The following is a 19045-nucleotide window of genomic DNA, read 5'->3' on the forward strand; positions in this document are numbered from 1 at the left end:
AGGGAGACGCGAGGCAGGAGGGAGGTCAGTATGCAGGCCATCACGCCGAAGCGCGCGAACGAGCCGAGGTCATCGACGGGATGGGCCGCGTGTGAGTTTGCCGAACGCGGGATCAGGGCGGCCCTTGAGGATCACATCCCACCAGCCGCGCAGCGAGCCCAGGCCGTAACCCAGATGGTAGGCCGCAATCACCCGGGGCAGGTAGGGCCACAGCTCGCGCCCCTGCTGGGTGGCGATCAGACCGCTCATCACCAGCACAGCCGCGACATAGAGCAGGTTCAGGCCCACGAACAGCCCTGCGGACAAGCCAGCAAAGATCCAGCCCAGCCATGGCCCGTGGCACACCTTGCCCCCCGCGGCACCCATCACCGGCGGCGTGGAAGGCACCCAGGGCGAGGCCACCCACAGCATCGAGGCCATCATGAGGAAGGCCAGCACCAGCCACACCCCCACGAACAGGCCCGGCACCAGGTGGCGCAGCGAGGCCGCCTGGCCATGCTTGCGCATCACGAAGGGCTTCCAGTAGCCGTACTGGCGGTACTGGCGGAACACATCGGACACATGCGCACGCGGGTGGTAGGTAGAGCGAATGGTGGACGACTGCCACACCCGCCCGCCCCCTTTGTGGATGCGCAGGTTGTGCTCGTCGTCCTGGTTGCGTACCAGGGCTTCGTCGAAGCCGCCGAAGCGCTCGAAGGTGTCGCGCGGCCAGGCGCCCAGGTAGACCGTGTCGACCGGGCCTTCATAGCCCAGATCGCGGGAGCGTGCACCGCCAGCCACCCAGCGCGACTGGAAGGCCGCCGCGATGGCGCGCTGCACACGCCCTTCGGGGCCGGCCGCGCCTTCGGCCCGCCAGGGGCCGCCCACATTGTCGGCGCCGGTGGCATGCCAGGTGTCCAGGCAGCGCGCGATGTAGTCGCCCGCGTAGACGGTGTGCACGTCCAGCCGCACGATGAAGCGGCCCTGCGCACGGTCGATGCAGCGGTTCAGCCCGCACGAGACGATGCGCCCGGGGTTGTCGATCATCACGAAGCGCGGATCACGCTGGCAGAAAGCGGCCAGGCGCTCGCGCGTGCCGTCATCGCTCTGGCCGTCGGCGATCAGCACCTCCAGCGTCCAGCCCTCGGGTACCTGCTGGGCGGCCACGCTGGCGCAGAAGGCTTCGATGTGGTCACGCTCGTTGCGGCAGGGCACGATCACCGAGACGGTGCCGCCCTCCAGCCTGCTGGGCGCGACGGTGGAAGGACCGCTCAAGAGGCATCTCCCTGCGGCCGGGCCTTGCGCCCCTTGAGACCCTTGCCGTTGGGCTTGAGGATCTGCAGGTACAGCTGCCACATGCGGTCCATCTGCCCCCGGCGCGAGGCTTCGCGCTCGATGCGGCGGCGGTTGTGCACGCCCTTGAGCGTGGCGGCGGTCGGATCGTCATGCGCGTCCAGCAGGGCCTGCGTGAGTGCGTCGATGTCGCGCACCGGGGTCAGCCAGCCACCGCGGCTGTCCACCCACTGGCGGTTGGCCGGCAGATCGGACGCGATGATGGGCAGGCCGCAGGCCATGGATTCGAGCACCGACACCGAGGTGGCATCACTGGTGGGCACGGACACCGAGGCACGGCAGCGCTGGATGGCTTCGATCATCTCGACATCGCCCAGGCGGCCATGGAAGCGCACCTGCTGCAGCAGGCGCAGGGCGGCCACACGCTCTTCCAGCGCGCCCTGCAGCGGGCCACCGCCCAGCAGGTGCAGGCGCGCCTGCGAATGCGGGCGCAGGCTCACGAAGCGCGCGAAGGCCTCGATGATCAGGTCGATGTTGTAGTTGGGCTCCCACACGCGCAGGCTGACCACCTCGAAATCCGGCGCGGGCGGCGCGGGCAGGAACTTGCCCGTGTCGGCGCCCCACAGGATCTGGTGCACCGGTGCACTGGGGTGGTAGGAGGCGATCTCGTCGACCATCTCGATCGAATCGGCCGTGATCAGATCGGCCCGGCGCAGCGACCAGCGCACGATCATGCGCATCAGCCGGCTCTCACGCGGGGTGACCAGGATGTCCGAGCCCCAGGCCGTGAGCACCTTGGGCACGCGCAGGCCGCAGGCGGCAGCCCACAGCCCGTACGAGGTCACGTAGTGCCCATGCACCAGGTGCGGCTTGAAATCGGCCGCCACACGGCGGGCCACGCGGCGCACTTCGGGCAAGGCCTTGAACCAGCTGGCCTTGTCCTGGCCCGGGGCGATGGCGATGACCTCGCGCGCGCCCGGCACTTCGGCCGGCGAACGGGTGATCACGATGGCCTCGGCGCCACGCTCGACCATGGACGCCACCCAGCGCCGCGTGTGAACACTGGCCGCATCGGCGAAGAACAGGATGCGCAAGGGCTCGCTCACGAAGCGCGACCTCCATGGGCCAGTGCGCGCCGCAGGTTGTCCTGACCGGCCCAGGCGGCGTAGACCTCGTGCAGCTCGGGGTGCTGGGCCAGCAAGGTGGCGTCCATGTCCCGCGTATCACCCATCACCACGGCGGGCTGGCCAGGTTGGCGCGTGCCCACCAGGGCGAAATCAGGCACCTCGCCAGAGACGAAGCTGTAGCCCTGCACGATCACGCCCTTGCCGATGCGCGCACCGGGCGCGATCACGCAGTGCGGCCCGATGAAGCTGTAGGCACCGATGTGGGTGGCGCGGCGCACGTAGCCCACCGGATCATGGTGCCCCAGGTACTGCCGCCCCATCACGCGCACCGAGCGGTGGCTGGAATGGCTGAGGATGGACACGTAGTTGGTGACCTGGCAGCCCTCGTCGATCACCAGGCCGTTGGAGCCATCGATGCGGTTGAAGTGGCCGATGAAGACGTGGTCGCCCAGCACCAGGCCGGCGTGCCCGTCGATCGAGGTGTGCGTGCTGATGCGCGTGGCCGGGCAGTACACCCCGTTGGCGTTGCGCCAGCCATAGACGATGCGCGGCCCCGTGAACACCGACAGCAGTCGGGCCAGCGGGCGGATCAGGCTTTGGCGCAGAACGGTCATGGGCACGGCAGGGGCGCGGGGTGCGACATCACACCACGGAACGGGAACAGGGCAACGCGGGTTGGGTGGGCAAGCCCGCGATTGTCTCCGCTTTGGCCCACCCCGGACCGCCAGCCAGGCCCCGGCCCCCGCATTTCGGGGCACCCGGCGGGCTCAAACATGCGCCCCGCGCGTCCACAGGGCCCGCAGCGGCAATCCCGCGTGACGCAAGAACACCGCATAGGCCACCACGATGGCCAGGATGTAGCCCGTGCTGCTGCCGATGGCCGCGCCCACGGCGCCCATGGTCGGCACCAGCGCCAGCGCCACCGACACGCTGATCAGGAGCGACAGGCTGGCCACCATGCCCGACAGCTGTGGCTTGCCCAGGTGGTTGGTGTAGAAGGCCGACAGGCTGGAAGCCGCCGCATAGGCCGCCACGCCCGGCAGCAGCCAGGCCAGCGGCTCCACCGAGGCCACGTAGGCCTCGCCCATCACGCGGGGCACGGCCCACCAGGCCCCGGCCAGCAGCAAGGGTGCCGCCACCAGGGTGGACAGCACGTTGATGCGCACCGCCTGCACCGTCATGGCGGCCGACACGGCCCGGTCCGGATGCCCGATGCGCGAGTAGGCCGACACCGTGACGGAAGACGACAGCAGCCACAGCAGCTCCGCCACCGTCACCGCCACCGAATAGGTGCCCACCACCGCCAGGCCGTGGTAGTGCTCCACCAGGAACAGCGAGGCACGGTAATTGAGCAGGCTGATCACATTGGTGATGCCGATGGTGGCCACGAAGCCCCACTCCATCCACCACCGGGGGCGCTGCCCCTGGAACACCAGGCTGGCCGGCGCCCGCTCCTCATCATGCCGGGCGCTGTCGTGCAGGGCGTAGATGGCCGTCAGCACCGCCACCAGCGATTTGCCGCTGACCCAGGCCGTGAGCACCAGCACCGCCGTCGGCGTCTTCCAGGCCACGTCCTGCATCAGCCACCACACCACAGCCAGGCCCGACAGCACCGAGGCCGGCGCCGCCACCTGCGCCAGGTTCAGCGGCCACATCCGGCCCTGCCCCATCCACAAGCCCGTGGCCGTGGGCACCAGCAGCAGGAAAGGCGCGGCCAATGCCAGCAGCCACAACTGCGCGTAAGGCAGGGTGTCGGCCCACCAGGACACGGCCAGCAGCACCAGCGCCGCCACCAGGCCCAGCCCCACGGCAGCCCGCAGCACACTGCGCAGCAGGGGCAAGGTAGCGCCCTGCTCACCCGCCTGCTGGCGCGACACCTGCCGGGCCAGCCACAGGCCCAGTCCGGAAAACAGGGTCAGCAGGCCGGCCTCCACGGCCACGAACAGCGCAAAAGCCCCCTGCACCCGGGGGCCTTGGCGGGCCACCAGCACGGTGATGGCCAGCCCCAGCGCCACGATCACCAGCTTGGCCAGCAGGTTGCCCAGTGCGGCGCGGGGCACTGATGCCCAGAGGCGCCGCCAGGGCGATGTTTCTTCTTGGACAGACATGGCCGACATTGTGGCGCACGGTTTCATACAATGGAGGGTTACCGCATTTGCCTTGCCGCCCCTCGCGCGGCTCACCGCGCCCACGCCATGACCAAGCCCAACACCCCGACGCCCGACCAGACCGACGCGACTGAAGCCGCCCCGGTCGACACCAACAAGCTGGTGGCCGAGCGCCGCGAGAAACTGGCCGCCATCCGCGCCCAGGGCGTGGCCTTCCCCAACGATTTCAAGCCCGCCGACCGTGCTGACAAGCTGCATGCCGCGCATGACGGCACCGAAGGCCCCGAGCTGGAAGCCCAGGCCGTGGTTGCCAGCGTCGGTGGCCGCCTGATGCTCAAGCGCGTCATGGGCAAGGCCTGTTTCGGCACCCTGCAGGACGCCACCGGCCGCATCCAGGTCTACGTGACGCTGGACAACGTCGGCGCCGACGCGCTCCAGGCCTTCAAGCACTGGGACCTGGGCGACATCCTGGGCGCCGAAGGCACGCTGTTCAAGACCAAGACAGGCGAGCTGTCCATCAAGGCCACCAGCATCCGCCTGCTGACCAAGGCCCTGCGCCCGCTGCCGGACAAGTTCCACGGCATGACGGACCAGGAGCAGAAGTACCGCCAGCGCTACGTCGACCTGATCGTCGACGAAGAATCGCGCGCCCGCTTCGTGGCCCGCAGCAAGGCCATCGCCTCGATCCGCGCCTTCATGGTCGATAACAACTTCCTGGAAGTCGAAACGCCCATGATGCACCCCATCCCAGGTGGCGCCAACGCCAAGCCCTTCACCACCCACCACAACGCGCTCGATCAGGAGATGTTCCTGCGCATCGCGCCGGAGCTCTACCTCAAGCGCCTGGTGGTCGGCGGCTTCGAGCGCGTGTTCGAGATCAACCGCAACTTCCGCAACGAAGGCGTGTCCGTGCGGCACAACCCCGAGTTCACGATGATGGAGTTCTACGCGGCCTGGTGGAACCACCGCGACCTGATGGACTTCACCGAAGAGGTGCTGCGCCACGCCGCGCGCGCCGCCGTCGGATCAGCCAAGCTCACCTATGGTGGCAAGGACGTGGATCTGGAATCGCCCTTTGCCCGCCTGACGGTGCGTGATTCGCTGGTGCAATACGCCGGCCTCACGCCCGAAGAAGCCGACAACGCCGAGGTGCTGCGTGCCAAGCTGAAGGCCGCTGGCGAAGACGCCCCCGCCCGCTGGAGCCTGGCCGAGCTGCAGTTCGGCCTGTTCGAAGCCGCGGTGGAAGAAAAGCTCTGGCAGCCCACCTTCATCATCGACTACCCGGTCGAGGTCTCGCCGCTGGCCCGCGCCTCCGATGACAACCCGTCCATCACCGAGCGCTTCGAGCTGTTCATCACCGGCCGCGAGTACGGCAACGGCTTCAGCGAGTTGAACGACCCCGAAGAGCAGGCCGCACGCTTCCAATCGCAGGCCAGCGCCAAGGACGCCGGCGACGAAGAAGCCATGTACTTCGACGCCGACTACATCCGCGCGCTCGAATACGGCCTGCCCCCCACGGGCGGCTGCGGCATCGGCATCGACCGCCTGGTCATGCTGCTGACCGACGCGGCCAACATCCGCGACGTGATCCTCTTCCCGGCACTGCGCCGCGAGGTCTGATCCCCCGCAGCCCACGGAGCGCCCGGGCGTGCAGACCACACGGTTGACTCCCGGCGCGCTGGCCCGGCGCCTGCCCTCGCACTTGGTCAACGGGCTGAGCGTCGGCGCGGGGCTGGCCAGCATCACCACCGCCATCGCCCTGGGCGTCGGCATGCCCGAGGCGCTCACCGCCTCGTCCGGCGCGGCGGTGGTCAGCATCGTCGACACCGTCACCCCGCTGCGGGCCAAGACACGCCCCATGTGGATGGCCGCCATCGCCACGGTGATCGTGGCGCTGCTGGTGGCCCTGTGCCAGGGGCATTCCTTGATGATGGGCCTGGCCGTGCTGGCCATCACCTTCAGCGCCATCCTCTGGACGGCCTGGGGCAAGCGGGGCGGGCCGCTCACCTTCACGATGATCCTGGGGTTGGTGTTCCAGATGGCCGCCTTCCAGTTGGGGCACTTCCAGGGCGCCGGCCTGTGGGAGCACCTGGGCTGGGTGGCCCTGGGCGGTGTGGCGATGGTGGGCTGGTCCCTGCTGACGGCGCGCGTGCTCGCCGCGCGCTACCAGACACTGGCCGTGGCCGACAGCCTGCATGCCCTGGCCCGCCTGCTGGACACCCAGGCCGACTGGCTGGCCAGCCTGCCGCAGCGCCACGCCCGGGGTACCGCCCATGAAGACGCCCTGCTGCCCCTGGTGCGCCAGCAGGCCACCATCGCCGATGTCCTGCAGCAGGCCCGCGACCTGCTCTACGAGAACCCCGACCACCCGCACGCGCGCCGCTGGATCCCCGGCTTCATCGGCATCGTCGATGTGCGCGACCTGGTGCTGGCCTGCCAGCTCGACCTGGACCACTGGCCCGCCGGCACGCCCGTGCCCGAACCCCTGCTGCAATGGGGCCAGCAGATGAAGGCGCTGGCAGCCCACCTGCACCGTACCGCCGAAGCCACCGCACGCGATCTGCTCTGGCCCACGCTGCCTGCGCCGCGTGAAACGCGCGACGCAACGCCGCCCACCGAGGCCCAGGATGCGCTGAACAACACCACCCTGCTCTCGCTGCTGCGCCGCCACGCGCAGATGCGCCGGGGCATCCAGCGCCTGCAGGAAGCCCTGGCCCAGCCCGAGGCGCAAGGCCTGACGCTGGACCACGCCGTGCTGCAATCGATGCGCTCGCCGGTGGACTGGCCCCTGGCCAATCTGCGCGCGGTGATGACCTGGCGCGCCCCGGTGCTGCGCCATGCCGCCCGCACCACCGCCGCCATGGCCTGCGCCTACGGCCTGGCCCACGTGCTGCCCTGGACGGCCCACCCCCAATGGCTGCTGATGACGGTGGCCGTGGTGCTGCGCGGCAACCTGGAGCAGACCCTGGCGCGGCGCGACGCCCGCAACGGCCCAGGCCACACCACCCACGCCGACCGACACCCTGCAGCCCCCTCTGGCCGCACCGGATGATGCAGGCGCCGAACTGCCCTCGAACACGGCACTGCTCAGCGCCGAACACCCGCAGTCAGTGGATTCGCCCCTGCCCTGGCTGGCCCGCCGCCTGCATCAGGCCGAGGTGGACGGCCAGGCGCTGGTGCAGGCCTCGCGCCGCTTCACGCAGGGCTGAAGCACGCTGTCGATGTCCGCGGCGCGCATGGACCGCCGCCGCAACTCATGGCAGGATGGCCTTCCCGCTTTCCCCACAAGACGCCATGAGCCAGACCGCCCCCCACGCGCCGGCCAGCGCCCCCACCGTGCTTTCCACCCGCACGGTCCAAGGCGCCTGCAACCTCTGCGAAGCCATCTGCGGCCTCGAATTCCAGGTCGAGACCACCACGCAGGGCGAACGCATCGCCGCTGTCCGAGGCAATGACAAGGACCCGTTCTCGCGCGGCCACATCTGCCCCAAGGCCGTGGCCCTGAAGGATCTGCACGAAGACCCCGACCGTCTGCGCATGCCCATGAAGCGCACGGGCGACACCTGGCAGCAGATCGGCTGGCACGAAGCCTTCGACCTGGTCGTCGACGGCCTGGCCCGCGTGCGCGAACAGCATGGCGCCAGTGCCGTGGCCGTCTACCAGGGCAACCCCAACGTGCACAACTGGGGCAACATCACCCACGGCCCGCTGTTCTTCGGCCAGCTCAAGACACGGCACCGCTTCTCGGCCACCTCGGTCGATCAGTTGCCCCACCACCTGGTCGCGTACTGGCTGTACGGCCACCAGATGCGCATCCCCATCCCCGACATCGACCACACCCGCTTCCTGCTGGTGCTGGGCGGCAACCCGCTGGCGTCCAACGGCAGCCTGATGACGGTGCCCGATGTGCGCCAGCGCCTGAAGGACCTGCGCCAGCGTGGCGGCAAGCTCGTCGTGATCGACCCGCGCCGCACCGAAACCGCCGCCGTGGCCGATGCCCACCACTTCATCACACCCGGCACCGATGCGGCCTGGCTGCTCTCCGTCATCCACACCCTCTTTGACGAGACCCTGACCAAGCCCGGCCCCCTGGGCGCCCTGCTGGACCAGGTCGATGCCGTGCGCGAAGCCGTGCAGCCCTTCTCGCCCGAAGCCACAGCCGCGCTCACCGGCATTGGCGCCGACACCACGCGCACATTGGCGCGCGAACTGGCCGCCGCCGACAGCGCCGCCTGCTATGGCCGCATGGGCGTGTCCACGCAGGCACACGGCGTGGTCTGTCAATGGGCCATTCAGGTGATCAACCTGCTCACGGGCAATGTGGACCGCGAAGGCGGCACGCTGCTCACCGCCCCTGCCGTCGACCTGATCAAGCTGGGCCTGATGGGCCCGGGCCACCATGATGTGTGGCGCAGCCGTGTGCGCGGCGCACCGGAGTTCAGCGGCGAGTTGCCCGTGTCCGTGATGGCCGAAGAGATGTTGACGCCCGGCAAGGGCCAGATCCGCGCGCTGGTCACGGCCTGCGGCAACCCCGTGCTGTCCACCCCCAACGGCCGCCAGCTCGACCAGGCCCTGCAGGGGCTGGACTTCATGGTGGCGATCGACTTCTATTTGAACGAGACCACGCGCCACGCCAATGTGATCCTGCCGCCAACGTGCTTCGTGGAGCACGACCACTACGACCTGCTGTTCTGGCACCTGGCCGTGCGCAACGCCACGCGCTACAGCCAGGCCGTGGTCGCGCCTGCGCAAGGCGCGATGCACGACTGGCAGATCTACACGGAGCTGGCCCGCCGCTATGCTCAGCGCACCTGGGCGCTCGACAAGGCCAGCGTGAGCCAGCGCCTGCAGGGCATCGCCAAGCGCGCCCTGATGGGCCGCCTGCGCCCCGACCAGATGCTGGCCCTGGGCCTGCGCAAGAGCGGCTATCCGCTCACGATGAAGCAGCTGCGCCAGCACCCCGAAGGCATCGACCTGGGGCCACTCAAGCCTTCGTTGCTGAACCTGCTGGGCAAGCGCCACAAACGCATCAAGCTGCTGCCCAGCGCCATCACGCGGGATCTGCACGATCTGCTGGCCCGCGTGGCTGACTCGAACCTTCCTGCCGTCACGGCAGCCGACACCACCGTTCAAGACCAGCCATCGACAGAACTCAAGCTCATCGGCAGGCGCGACGTGCGCAGCAACAACTCGTGGATGCACAACAGCCCCCGGCTGGTGTCGGGCAAGCCGCGCTGTGTGCTGTGGATACACCCCGCCGATGCGCAGGCGCGTTCGCTCAGCGAAGGGCAGACCGTGCAGGTCAGCTCACGCGTAGGCCAGGTGGCGGTGCCCGTGCACATCACCGAGGACATCAAGCCAGGCGTGGTCAGCCTGCCCCACGGCTGGGGCCATGACCGCCAGGGCACCGGCCTGCGCGTGGCGCAGGCCCATGCCGGCGCCAGCCTCAATGACCTGACGGACGACCGGCTGACCGATGGCATCAGCGGCAACGCGGCCTTCAGCGCGGTGCCGGTGCGGGTGGCCGCCTAGGCCGCCATGCCCGGTGGCGGCCCCGAGTGGCGGCAGGATGGCAGGCGCCTAGAATCGCCTGCATGAGCGAGCTCAGCCAAGAAATCGCCGCCGCCGCCGCGCGCCTGGTGGTCGAAGAGGGCCTGGAATACGGCCCCGCCAAACGCCGCGCCGTGAAGGTGCTGGGTCTGAACGCCCGCGCCCAGTTGCCCGGCAACGATGAAGTCGAAGAAGCGGTGGAGGAATACCTCGCCATCTTCTGTGCCGACACCCAGCCGGCCGAGCTGGCCGCGCTGCGCGAACTGGCCGCCCGCTGGATGGAGCGCCTGGCCGAGTTCCGTCCTCACCTCGCGGGCGCCGTCTGGCGCGGCACCGCCACCCGCCTGAACGACATCCACCTGCAGCTGTACTGCGACGACCCCAAATCCACCGAGATCGCGCTGATCAACCAGCGCCTGGACTATGACGTGGGCAGCGTGCCCGGCCCGCGTGGCCAGAGCGTCGATTGCCTGAGCCTGACCGTGCCCTGCCCCGGCCTGGGCGGCGAAGGCATCGGCCTGCACCTGACCATCCTGGACCTGGATGATCTGCGCGGCGCGCTCAAGCCCGATACACGTGGCCGCACCGAGCGGGGCGATCTCGGCGCGCTCAAGAAACTGATGGAGGACGTTGACCATGACGACACGCACCCACCTCACTGACCACCCCCGGCAGGGCAGCATGCCGCTGTCTCACGCCCACGAGCGCCTGCGCATATGGCGCGCCGCCGCCCTGCTGCTGGCTGCCTGCAGCGCGTTGGCGCAGCCCGCCCTGGCCTCACCGGCATCGACACCATCGGTCGCCCCGGCCTCCGCCGCCAAGCCCCAGCCAACAGCCTGGCAGGGTGTCTGGGAAGGCCGCCTGGCGGGGCAGCCCGTCGTCATGGCCCTCTATCTCAATGAGCAGGGGCGCTGGACGGGCCGCTATTTCTACGAACGCTTCGGCCGCGATCTGGGCCTGTGGGGCCCCGCCCCGGATGCGGACAACACCTCGCCCGACACCCTGACCCTGCAGGAGTGCGCCCCCGACTACGGCATCCCCGACACCCCCTGCGAGCAGCCCACCGGCAGTTGGTCACTCGCGCTGGCGGGCAACAGCGCCAAGGGCCAATGGCAGGTGGTCAGCCGCACGGGCCGCTTCGTGCCGACACCCGTCACGCTCACCCGCGTCGCCGCCTACGCCCCCACCGCCGAAGCCCTGGCCGATCCCTACGAGCAGCGTCGCCTCAAGGGCATCCGGGCCCAGCGCGGCCCGGGCGGCCAGCAAGGCCCCGTGGCCTGGGAAGCCCTCAGCGACGCCCGCACCAAGGTGGCCACGCCCCAGTTCACGCGCGGCGCCACGCCCGCCGTGCTGCAGCGCGTCAACGATCAGCTCAAGGCCCAATGGCATGACCGTGTCAGCCAGGCCCTGACCGCCATCGACCACGACGACCAGGTCGATGTGGTCTTCGCCAACCGGCGCTGGCTGGCCACCACCTACAGCGTGGGCTTCTATTACGCAGGCGCAGCCCACCCCAGCAACGGCTTCACGGCCACCACCTACGATCTGTCGACCGGGCAGCCGGTGGAGTGGCCCCGCTGGTTCCGCTTCACGGCGCCCGGCACCGAGGGCGTGGACTTCGAACGCCGCGACCTGCTGGCCGCCCAGGCACTCAAGGCCTTCGCCGCCCAGGTGACCGAACTGCCCCCCGACGTGCCCCCTGCCACTTCCGACCAGGCCCGGTGTGCCCGGCTGGTGCTGGCCCATTACGCCTGCCGCGGCGGCCGCTGCACCAGCGGCGAGCTCACCGGCGGGCGCATGCCCGATGGCTGGCAGGTCTGGCCCACGGCCCAGGGCCTGGCCGTGGCCCCGGATGTGTATGCCGAGGTCGACCGGGGCTGCCGCGGCCAGGCCGTGGTGCTGCCCTGGGGTCAGGCGCGCGCCAGCCTGCTGCGCCCGCAAGCCCTGCCTTGAGCCCGGCCCCGGGCCACCACGCCGCAGCACCGACGCCCGGGCGGACAACACCGCCGGGCGGCATCGCCGCGTACACTGCCGCCCATGGAAAACCCGAACACGCCCCCGGCTTCTACCGCGCCGGCCAACGCACCAGCCAACCCGTCACGCCGCGTTTGGCTGGGCGCAGGGCTGGCTGCCGCCGTGGCCGGCCTGGGCGGTGGCGTGTGGTGGGCCTTGCACCGTGAGCGCTCGGCAGCCGGCACGGCCCCCGGTGACCCTCTGCCCGAAGGCTTCTGGGCCCAGCAGTTCGACACCATCGACGGCCCGCCGCTGCAGTTGGCCGGTTTCCAGGGCAAGCCCCTGGTGATCAACTTCTGGGCGACCTGGTGCCCGCCCTGCGTCAAGGAGATGCCCGATCTGGACAAGTTCCACCAGGCCCACAACGCCCAGGGCTGGCACGTGATTGGCTTGGCCATCGACGGCCCCACCCCGGTCAAGGCGTTTCTGGGCAGAACCCCGGTACACTTCCCCATCGGCCTGGCCGGTTTCGGTGGCACCGAACTGGCCCAGACCCTCGGCAATTCGGCGGGAGCCCTGCCGTTTTCAGTGGTCATCGACCGCCAGGGGCGCATCCGGCATCGTAAGATGGGGCCTGCGCACCCGGACGAGCTGAACGGCTGGGCTAAAGAGTTCGGCTGAAGCCTCGGCTGACGCCAACAGCGGTCAACAAGACCGCTTCCCCTGGCCCCAGGGGCTTTACAAGGCAGATTTGCCTGAAGCACATAAGCAGATGAGTTTTTTGTGCCCATTTGTGCTTAAAATCCGCCTACTTTCATTTTCTTGGACGAACATCTGGACACAATCCGGCAATCGTTCAACGAACACATGCAGATTCTTGTCCTCCATGGCCCCAATCTGAACCTGCTCGGCGTCCGGGAACCACAGGTCTATGGCGCCACCACGCTGGAGCAAATCAACACGGCCCTGAGCCAGCGCGCCGCCCTTCGCGGCGCCACGCTCAGCGCCTTCCAGAGCAACCATGAAGGCGCCCTGATCGACCGCGTGCACGCCGCACGCACCGACGGCACCACCTTCATCGTGATCAACCCCGGGGCCTACACCCACACCAGCGTCGCCCTGCGCGATGCGTTCGCGGGCGTGGCCATTCCCTTCATCGAAGTGCACCTCTCCAATGTGCACCGCCGCGAGCCCTTCCGCCACCACTCCTATTTTTCGGACCTGGCAGAAGGCGTCATCGTTGGTCTTGGCGCGCTGGGCTACCAGCTGGCCCTGGATGCCGCACTGGAGCGCCTGAACGCGCCCGCCCCGGCCGCCTGAGCCGCCAGACCCCCCCTATTTCGCCCCTTTTCTTTCATCGAGCCGACCGGGCTGAGCCCCGGCGCCCCTGGAGATCCTCAACATGGACCTGCGCAAACTCAAGACCCTGATCGACCTCGTTTCGGAGTCCAACGTCTCTGAACTCGAAATCACCGAGGCCGACGGCAAGGTGCGCATCGTCAAGGCTGGCGCCGCCCCCGTGGCCATGGCCATGCCCCTTGTACAGGCTCAACCGGTGGCCGCTGCCCAGCCCGCCGCCGCGGCCGCAGCCGCCCCCGTGGCCGAAGCCGCCGCCGAAACCGGCCACGTGGTCAAGTCGCCCATGGTCGGCACGTTCTACCGCGCCTCCAGCCCGGGCGCCAAGGCCTTCGCCGAAGTGGGCGACCAGGTCAAGGAAGGCCAGGCCGTCTGCATCATCGAGGCCATGAAGATCATGAACGAGATCGAGGCCGACAAGGCCGGCACGATCACCAAGATCCTGGTCGACAACGGCCAGCCGGTTGAATACGGCCAACCCCTGTTCGTCATCGAATAAGGCGGGCTTCCATGTTCAAGAAGATCCTGATCGCCAATCGAGGCGAGATCGCGTTACGCATCCAGCGCGCCTGCCGCGAGATGGGCATCCAGTCCGTCGTCGTGTACTCCGAGGCCGACCGCGACGCCAAGTACGTGCGTCTGGCTGATGAAGCCGTCTGCATCGGCCCGGCCCCCTCCGCGCAGAGCTACCTGCACATGCCGGCCATCATCTCGGCCGCCGAAGTGACCGATGCCGAGGCCATCCACCCCGGTTACGGCTTCCTGTCCGAGAACGCCGACTTCGCCGAGCGCGTCGAATCCAGCGGCTTCACCTTCATCGGCCCGACGCCCGAGTCCATCCGCATCATGGGCGACAAGGTCTCGGCCAAGCAGGCCATGATCAAGTCGGGCGTGCCCTGCGTGCCCGGCTCCGAAGGCGCCCTGCCCGAAGACCCGAAAGAGATCATCCGCACGGCCCGCGCCGTCGGCTACCCGGTGATCATCAAGGCCGCTGGCGGCGGTGGCGGACGCGGCATGCGCGTCGTTCACACCGAGGCCGCGCTGATCCACGCCGTGCAGACCACGCGTGCCGAGGCGGGTGCCGCCTTCGGCAACCCGGCGGTCTACATGGAGAAGTTCCTGGAGCACCCGCGCCACATCGAGATCCAGGTGCTGGCCGACCAGCACAAGAACGCCGTGTGGCTGGGCGAGCGCGACTGTTCCATGCAGCGCCGCCACCAGAAGATCATCGAAGAAGCGCCGGCCCCCGGCATCCCCCGCCGCCTGATCGAGAAGGTGGGCGAGCGCTGCGCCGCCGCCTGCAAGAAGATCGGCTACCGCGGTGCGGGCACCTTCGAGTTCCTGTTCGAGAACGGCGAGTTCTACTTCATCGAGATGAACACGCGCGTGCAGGTGGAGCACCCCGTCACCGAGATGACCAGCGGCATCGACATCGTGCAGATGCAGATCCGCGTGGCCGCCGGCGAGAAGCTGCCCTTCACGCAACGCCAGATCGAGCTGCGCGGCCACGCCATCGAGGTGCGCCTCAATGCTGAGGATCCGGTCAAGTTCATCCCCTCGCCCGGCCGCATCACCACCTGGCACGCGCCCGGCGGCCCCGGCGTGCGCGTGGATTCGCACATCTACACGAACTACTTCGTGCCGCCCAACTACGACTCGATGATCGGCAAGATCATCGTGCACGGCGACACCCGCGAGCAGGCGCTGGCGCGCATGCGCACCGCGCTGTCCGAGACCGTGATCGAAGGCATCAACACCAACATCCCGCTGCACCGCGAGCTGATGGTGGACGCCAAGTTCATCGAAGGCGGCACCGACATCCATTACCTCGAACACTGGATGGCCGCGCGCAAGCGCTGAGCCCCGGGCCGACGACATGCACGAACTCACCCTGCTGGCCACCGAGGCCGACGTCGAGCTGCTCAGCGATGCGTTGATGGAGGTCGAGGCCCTGTCGGTGTCGGTGGAAGACGCAGACGCCGACACCGAGCACGAGGAAGCCCTGTGGGGCGAACCCGGCATGCCGGTGCCGCGCGAGGCCTGGCAGCGTTCCACCGTCAAGAGCCTGTTCCCCGACGAAGCCGCCGCGCTGGAAGCCGCCACCCTGATCCTGGCGCAGGACTGGGCCGCCGACATCCACGTACAGGGCATCCAGGAAGTGGCGGATCAAGACTGGGTGCGCCTGACGCAGTCGCAGTTCGCCCCCGTGCCCATCACCGATACCTTCTGGATCGTGCCTACGTGGCACGAGGTGCCCGCCCAGGCCACCACCGCCCTGCGGCTGGACCCGGGCCTGGCCTTCGGCACCGGCACGCACCCCACCACGCGCATGTGCCTGAAGTGGATCGCCTGCCATGCCGGTGAGCTGCAAGGCCAGCGCGTGCTGGATTACGGCTGCGGCTCGGGCATCCTGGCCATTGGGGCAGCACTGTTCGGCGCGGCACAGGTGGATGCGGTCGACATCGACCCGGCGGCGGTGGACTCCACCGAAGCCAACGCCACAGCCAACCTGGCACACCTGGCGTCAAGCGATGGCCGCACGCCCATCAACGCCGGCCTGCCCGACCTGATCGGCGAGGCCAAGGGTGAGTACCCGGTCGTGCTGGCCAACATTCTGGCCACGCCGCTCAAGCTGCTGTCGCCGCTGCTGGCTGGGCACGTGGCGCCCGACGGCCATCTGGTGCTGGCTGGCATCCTGGCCCGCCAGGAAGACGAGCTCAAGGAAGCCTACGCCGGTGTCGGCCTACAGTTGCAGGTTGCCAACGAAGAAGACGGCTGGATCCTGATGACGGCGCAAAAACCCGCCTGATCGGTGGCATAAACGGGGCCTTATGAGTCTGGCCACCCGCTGCCCCCACTGCAACACCATCTTCAAGGTCGTCCAGGACCAGTTGAAGGTGTCCGAGGGCTGGGTGCGTTGCGGGCGCTGCACGCAGGTCTTCAACGCGCTGGAAGGCCTGTTCGACATGGAGCGCGAGGCGCCACCGCAGCGTGTGGTGCCGCCGGCGCCTCCAGCATCGCCCGTGCCTGCCGCCCCTGCTGCCCCTTTCCCGCCTGGCGCACAGCAGCCCTCCGCCGCTCCCCAGGCGCCCGCCTATGCGGCCACGACCCCGGCTTTCGTGCAGACCCAGCCTGCCGCGCCTGCCCAGTTCAGCCAACCCGCCTTCCAGGTCACGGAACCGTCCGCCTTCGCGCGCTCCCACGACGACGCCGTGGTCGAGGACGATCTGCCCCCGCCCGACCCGCGCCCCACCCCGGCCGTCACCAACTTCGACCTGGACCTGCCGCCCTCCGACGAGGCCGTGGCGGCCGCGATGTCGGCCTTGACGCAACCCGCCATCCGCACCAGCCTGGACGACGAATCGGCCCTGCCGCAGCAGGATGACGACGAGGCCTACCCCGTCACCGACGAGGCCGATGCGCTCGACTCGCGCTATCTGCTGCCTTCGGACGAGCGCCGCGCGGCCACCGCCCGCCGCCGGCCACGCCGCGGCGGCCCCGAGTTCGCCGACGCCGAGTTCCCCATGGACGCCATGGCCGACCTCGACGACTGGGACACCGGCTGGAACACCCCGGTCGAGTCTGCAGGCGCCTTGTCGGAATCCGAGCAACTGGCCCGCGCCGCCCTGTCCGAATCCACGGACAACGACGAGGTCGCACAGCCCACACCTCCTGCGGCAGCCCCCAGCGCACTGTTGCAGCGCCCCTCCGGCGAGACACCAACGGCCCCGCAGGCCGCAGCCGTCAAACCCGACACCAGCGACAGTTCAGCCGCCCCTGCCGACAGCGACACCGGCCCCTCCACCATGCCCTCGCGCCTGCCAGGTGACGACGGCTACCAACCCGAGCAATCCCTGCCCCCGCCCAGCCAGCGCAAGGGCCGCTCCGGCACGCGTGGCCGCGGCCCGCAGACCGAGGCCCCGGGCTTCATCAAGCAGGCCGAGCGCAAGGCCATCTGGCGACACCCTGCGGTGCGCGGGCTGCTCTCCTTCATCGCGCTGGCCCTGGCTCTGCTGCTGGGCGCGCAGTTCGTGCAGCAGGAACACGACCGCCTGGCCAGCCGCCACCCCGAGCTCACACCCTACCTGGCGCAGTGGTGCCAGCTCACGGGCTGCACCCTCTCGCCACCCATGCAGATCGAAGACCTGCAGGTCGACAACATCGCTCTGGTCAAGACCAGCTCCCTGGGCGAGGACACCTACCGCCTCACCGCCATCATCCACAACCGTGCCGACGCCGTGCTGGCCTGGCCCCACCTGGACCTGAGCCTCACCGATGCCAACGGCACGGTGGTGGTGCGGCGCGTGTTCGATGTCGAGACCGCCTCGCGCGTGCCGGTCGAGGCTGCGGAGAAAGACGTGGGCGCCACCGTGCCCGCTGCCGTGCCCGCCAACAGCAGCACCACGCTGCAGTGGCGTCTGCGCGCCCCTGACCTGGCACCGGCGGGCTACACCGTCGAGCTGTTCTACCCCTGATCCTTTTTCCTGACTGGACACCACCATGGCCATCCTCATCGGCGGCTCGCTCGCCTTCGACAACATCAGCCGCTTCGAAGGCCGCTTCGCAGACCAGATCCTCCCGGACCAGGTGCACATCCTCAACGTGTCCTTCCTGGTGCCCACGCTGCGCCGCGAGTTCGGCGGCTGCGCCGGCAACATCGCCTACAGCCTGCATCTGCTGGGCGGCACACCGCTGATCATGGCCACGCTGGGCACCGACGGCGCCCCCTACCTGGAGCGCCTGCGCGACTGGGGAGTGCCGCTCGATCTGGTCAAGACGCTGCCCGATGCGATGACCGCCCAGTGCACCATCATCACGGACAACGACAACAACCAGATCACCGCCTTCCACCCAGGTGCGATGTCCAACGCCCACAGCCAGGCCGTGCCTCAGCGCGATGACCTGCAACTGGCCATCGTCGGCCCCAACGGCCGCGACGCGATGATCGAGCACGCCGCCCAGTTGGCCGCGGCCAAGGTGCCCTTCATCTTCGATCCGGGCCAGGGCCTGCCCATGTTCAATGGCGACGAGCTCAAGCGCTTCGTCGCGCAGGCCACCTGGGTGGCCGTCAACGACTACGAAGCCAAGATGCTGTCCGAGCGCGTCGGCCAGTCGCTGGCGGATATTTCGCGCCAGCCCCACCTCAAGGGCCTGATCGAGACCCTGGGCGCCGAAGGCAGCAACGTGTGGGTGCAAGGCACGGCCACGCACGTGCCCGGCCTGAAGGTGGCCAAGGTGATCGACCCCACCGGCTGCGGCGACGCCTTCCGTGGCGGCGTGCTCTACGGCCTGTCGCAAGGCTGGGACCTGGTGCGCAGCGTGCGCCTGGGCAATCAGATGGGCGCAGCCAAGATCGCCACGCCCGGCCCGCAGACCTACACCATCGACCGCCAGGCCCTGCTCGCCCAGGCCTGAGCCCACAGACCCCAGAGGACTCCGCCATGACGGCTCCGCGACGCAGTACCCCGATGATCCTGCGCGCGGCGTGCGCCCTCATGGCGGCTGCCGCGCTGTGGGCCATGCCCCACGGCGCCGCGCAGGCCCAGAGCCGGCCGCTGTCGCTGCTGACCTGGAACATGGAGTGGCTGATCGCGCCGGCCGACGAGCGCGAACTGCGCGCCCGCTGCCAGCGCCAGCAACCCCGCAGTGATGAGCGCGCCATCCCGTGCACGCCGGGCC

General features: G+C 69.3%; 17 protein-coding genes. 13 read left to right on the forward strand and 4 right to left on the reverse strand.

Annotated elements, in window-relative coordinates; translation table 11 throughout:
* Positions 1-69: 69 nt before the first annotated feature.
* The 4 genes from WAQ08_RS14640 to WAQ08_RS14655 form a co-directional block, all read right to left on the reverse strand.
* Positions 70-1254 (reverse strand): glycosyltransferase family 2 protein, encoded by a 1185-nt coding sequence (locus WAQ08_RS14640; protein ID WP_422192423.1) that lies wholly within the window; start codon positions 1252-1254, stop codon positions 70-72.
* On the reverse strand, positions 1251-2378 hold the full coding sequence (locus WAQ08_RS14645; protein ID WP_422192424.1) for a glycosyltransferase: 1128 nt from the start codon (positions 2376-2378) through the stop codon (positions 1251-1253). The genes WAQ08_RS14640 and WAQ08_RS14645 overlap by 4 nt, the downstream gene beginning before the upstream one ends.
* A complete protein-coding gene (locus WAQ08_RS14650) occupies positions 2375-3013 on the reverse strand; it encodes an acyltransferase (RefSeq protein ID WP_422192450.1) in 639 nt (212 codons plus the stop codon). The genes WAQ08_RS14645 and WAQ08_RS14650 overlap by 4 nt, the downstream gene beginning before the upstream one ends.
* Positions 3014-3166: 153 nt before the next feature.
* Positions 3167-4507, reverse strand: coding sequence for a teichoic acid transporter (locus WAQ08_RS14655; RefSeq protein ID WP_422192425.1), 1341 nt, complete (start codon positions 4505-4507; stop codon positions 3167-3169).
* An 87-nt stretch (positions 4508-4594) separates the two neighbouring features.
* On the opposite strand from WAQ08_RS14655, the gene lysS reads away from it, so the two are divergent.
* The 13 genes from lysS to WAQ08_RS14720 all read left to right on the forward strand — a co-directional run.
* Positions 4595-6127: a lysine--tRNA ligase gene (lysS, locus tag WAQ08_RS14660; RefSeq protein ID WP_422192426.1), complete on the forward strand. Its 1533-nt coding sequence runs from the start codon at positions 4595-4597 to the stop codon at positions 6125-6127.
* Between the two features lie 28 nt (positions 6128-6155).
* Positions 6156-7559, forward strand: a complete 1404-nt coding sequence (locus WAQ08_RS14665) for an FUSC family membrane protein (RefSeq protein ID WP_422192428.1) — start codon at positions 6156-6158, stop codon at positions 7557-7559.
* Between the two features lie 242 nt (positions 7560-7801).
* Positions 7802-10039: a molybdopterin-dependent oxidoreductase gene (locus WAQ08_RS14670; protein ID WP_422192430.1), complete on the forward strand. Its 2238-nt coding sequence runs from the start codon at positions 7802-7804 to the stop codon at positions 10037-10039.
* 62 nt (positions 10040-10101) lie between these two features.
* Entirely contained in the window at positions 10102-10719 is a 618-nt protein-coding gene (locus WAQ08_RS14675; protein ID WP_422192431.1) for a hypothetical protein, read from the forward strand.
* Entirely contained in the window at positions 10694-12010 is a 1317-nt protein-coding gene (locus tag WAQ08_RS14680) for a hypothetical protein (RefSeq protein WP_422192433.1), read from the forward strand. Before WAQ08_RS14675 ends, WAQ08_RS14680 begins: the two co-directional genes overlap by 26 nt.
* 84 nt (positions 12011-12094) lie before the next feature.
* Positions 12095-12691, forward strand: coding sequence for a TlpA disulfide reductase family protein (locus WAQ08_RS14685; protein ID WP_422192435.1), 597 nt, complete (start codon positions 12095-12097; stop codon positions 12689-12691).
* 186 nt (positions 12692-12877) lie between these two features.
* The gene (gene aroQ / locus WAQ08_RS14690; protein ID WP_422192437.1) at positions 12878-13330 is read left to right on the forward strand and encodes a type II 3-dehydroquinate dehydratase; all 453 of its coding nucleotides are present in this window, start codon (positions 12878-12880) and stop codon (positions 13328-13330) included.
* 82 nt (positions 13331-13412) lie between these two features.
* The gene (gene accB / locus WAQ08_RS14695; RefSeq protein WP_422192439.1) at positions 13413-13865 is read left to right on the forward strand and encodes an acetyl-CoA carboxylase biotin carboxyl carrier protein; all 453 of its coding nucleotides are present in this window, start codon (positions 13413-13415) and stop codon (positions 13863-13865) included.
* An 11-nt stretch (positions 13866-13876) separates the two neighbouring features.
* Positions 13877-15226 (forward strand): acetyl-CoA carboxylase biotin carboxylase subunit, encoded by a 1350-nt coding sequence (gene accC / locus WAQ08_RS14700; protein WP_422192441.1) that lies wholly within the window; start codon positions 13877-13879, stop codon positions 15224-15226.
* 16 nt (positions 15227-15242) lie between these two features.
* Positions 15243-16175: a 50S ribosomal protein L11 methyltransferase gene (prmA, locus tag WAQ08_RS14705; protein WP_422192442.1), complete on the forward strand. Its 933-nt coding sequence runs from the start codon at positions 15243-15245 to the stop codon at positions 16173-16175.
* A gap of 22 nt (positions 16176-16197) precedes the next feature.
* Positions 16198-17841 (forward strand): zinc-ribbon and DUF3426 domain-containing protein, encoded by a 1644-nt coding sequence (locus WAQ08_RS14710; protein WP_422192444.1) that lies wholly within the window; start codon positions 16198-16200, stop codon positions 17839-17841.
* Between the two features lie 25 nt (positions 17842-17866).
* Entirely contained in the window at positions 17867-18781 is a 915-nt protein-coding gene (locus WAQ08_RS14715; RefSeq protein ID WP_422192445.1) for a carbohydrate kinase family protein, read from the forward strand.
* 26 nt (positions 18782-18807) lie between these two features.
* A partial coding sequence (locus WAQ08_RS14720; RefSeq protein ID WP_422192446.1) for a hypothetical protein occupies positions 18808-19045 on the forward strand: 238 nt, incomplete at its 3' end.

The sequence above is a fragment of the Aquabacterium sp. genome (assembly GCF_049274795.1).
Classification (GTDB): domain Bacteria; phylum Pseudomonadota; class Gammaproteobacteria; order Burkholderiales; family Burkholderiaceae_C; genus Aquabacterium.

Bases quoted from the DNA above. Each gene is read 5' to 3' on its own strand.
- WAQ08_RS14650 (WP_422192450.1), bottom strand. From the start codon at position 3,013: ATGACCGTTCTGCGCCAAAGCCTGATCCGCCCGCTGGCCCGACTGCTG.
- WAQ08_RS14655 (WP_422192425.1), bottom strand. From the start codon at position 4,507: ATGTCTGTCCAAGAAGAAACATCGCCCTGGCGGCGCCTCTGGGCATCA.
- lysS (WP_422192426.1), top strand. From the start codon at position 4,595: ATGACCAAGCCCAACACCCCGACGCCCGACCAGACCGACGCGACTGAA.
- WAQ08_RS14670 (WP_422192430.1), top strand. From the start codon at position 7,802: ATGAGCCAGACCGCCCCCCACGCGCCGGCCAGCGCCCCCACCGTGCTT.
- WAQ08_RS14675 (WP_422192431.1), top strand. From the start codon at position 10,102: ATGAGCGAGCTCAGCCAAGAAATCGCCGCCGCCGCCGCGCGCCTGGTG.
- WAQ08_RS14680 (WP_422192433.1), top strand. From the start codon at position 10,694: ATGACGACACGCACCCACCTCACTGACCACCCCCGGCAGGGCAGCATG.
- WAQ08_RS14685 (WP_422192435.1), top strand. From the start codon at position 12,095: ATGGAAAACCCGAACACGCCCCCGGCTTCTACCGCGCCGGCCAACGCA.
- aroQ (WP_422192437.1), top strand. From the start codon at position 12,878: ATGCAGATTCTTGTCCTCCATGGCCCCAATCTGAACCTGCTCGGCGTC.
- accB (WP_422192439.1), top strand. From the start codon at position 13,413: ATGGACCTGCGCAAACTCAAGACCCTGATCGACCTCGTTTCGGAGTCC.
- accC (WP_422192441.1), top strand. From the start codon at position 13,877: ATGTTCAAGAAGATCCTGATCGCCAATCGAGGCGAGATCGCGTTACGC.
- prmA (WP_422192442.1), top strand. From the start codon at position 15,243: ATGCACGAACTCACCCTGCTGGCCACCGAGGCCGACGTCGAGCTGCTC.
- WAQ08_RS14710 (WP_422192444.1), top strand. From the start codon at position 16,198: ATGAGTCTGGCCACCCGCTGCCCCCACTGCAACACCATCTTCAAGGTC.
- WAQ08_RS14715 (WP_422192445.1), top strand. From the start codon at position 17,867: ATGGCCATCCTCATCGGCGGCTCGCTCGCCTTCGACAACATCAGCCGC.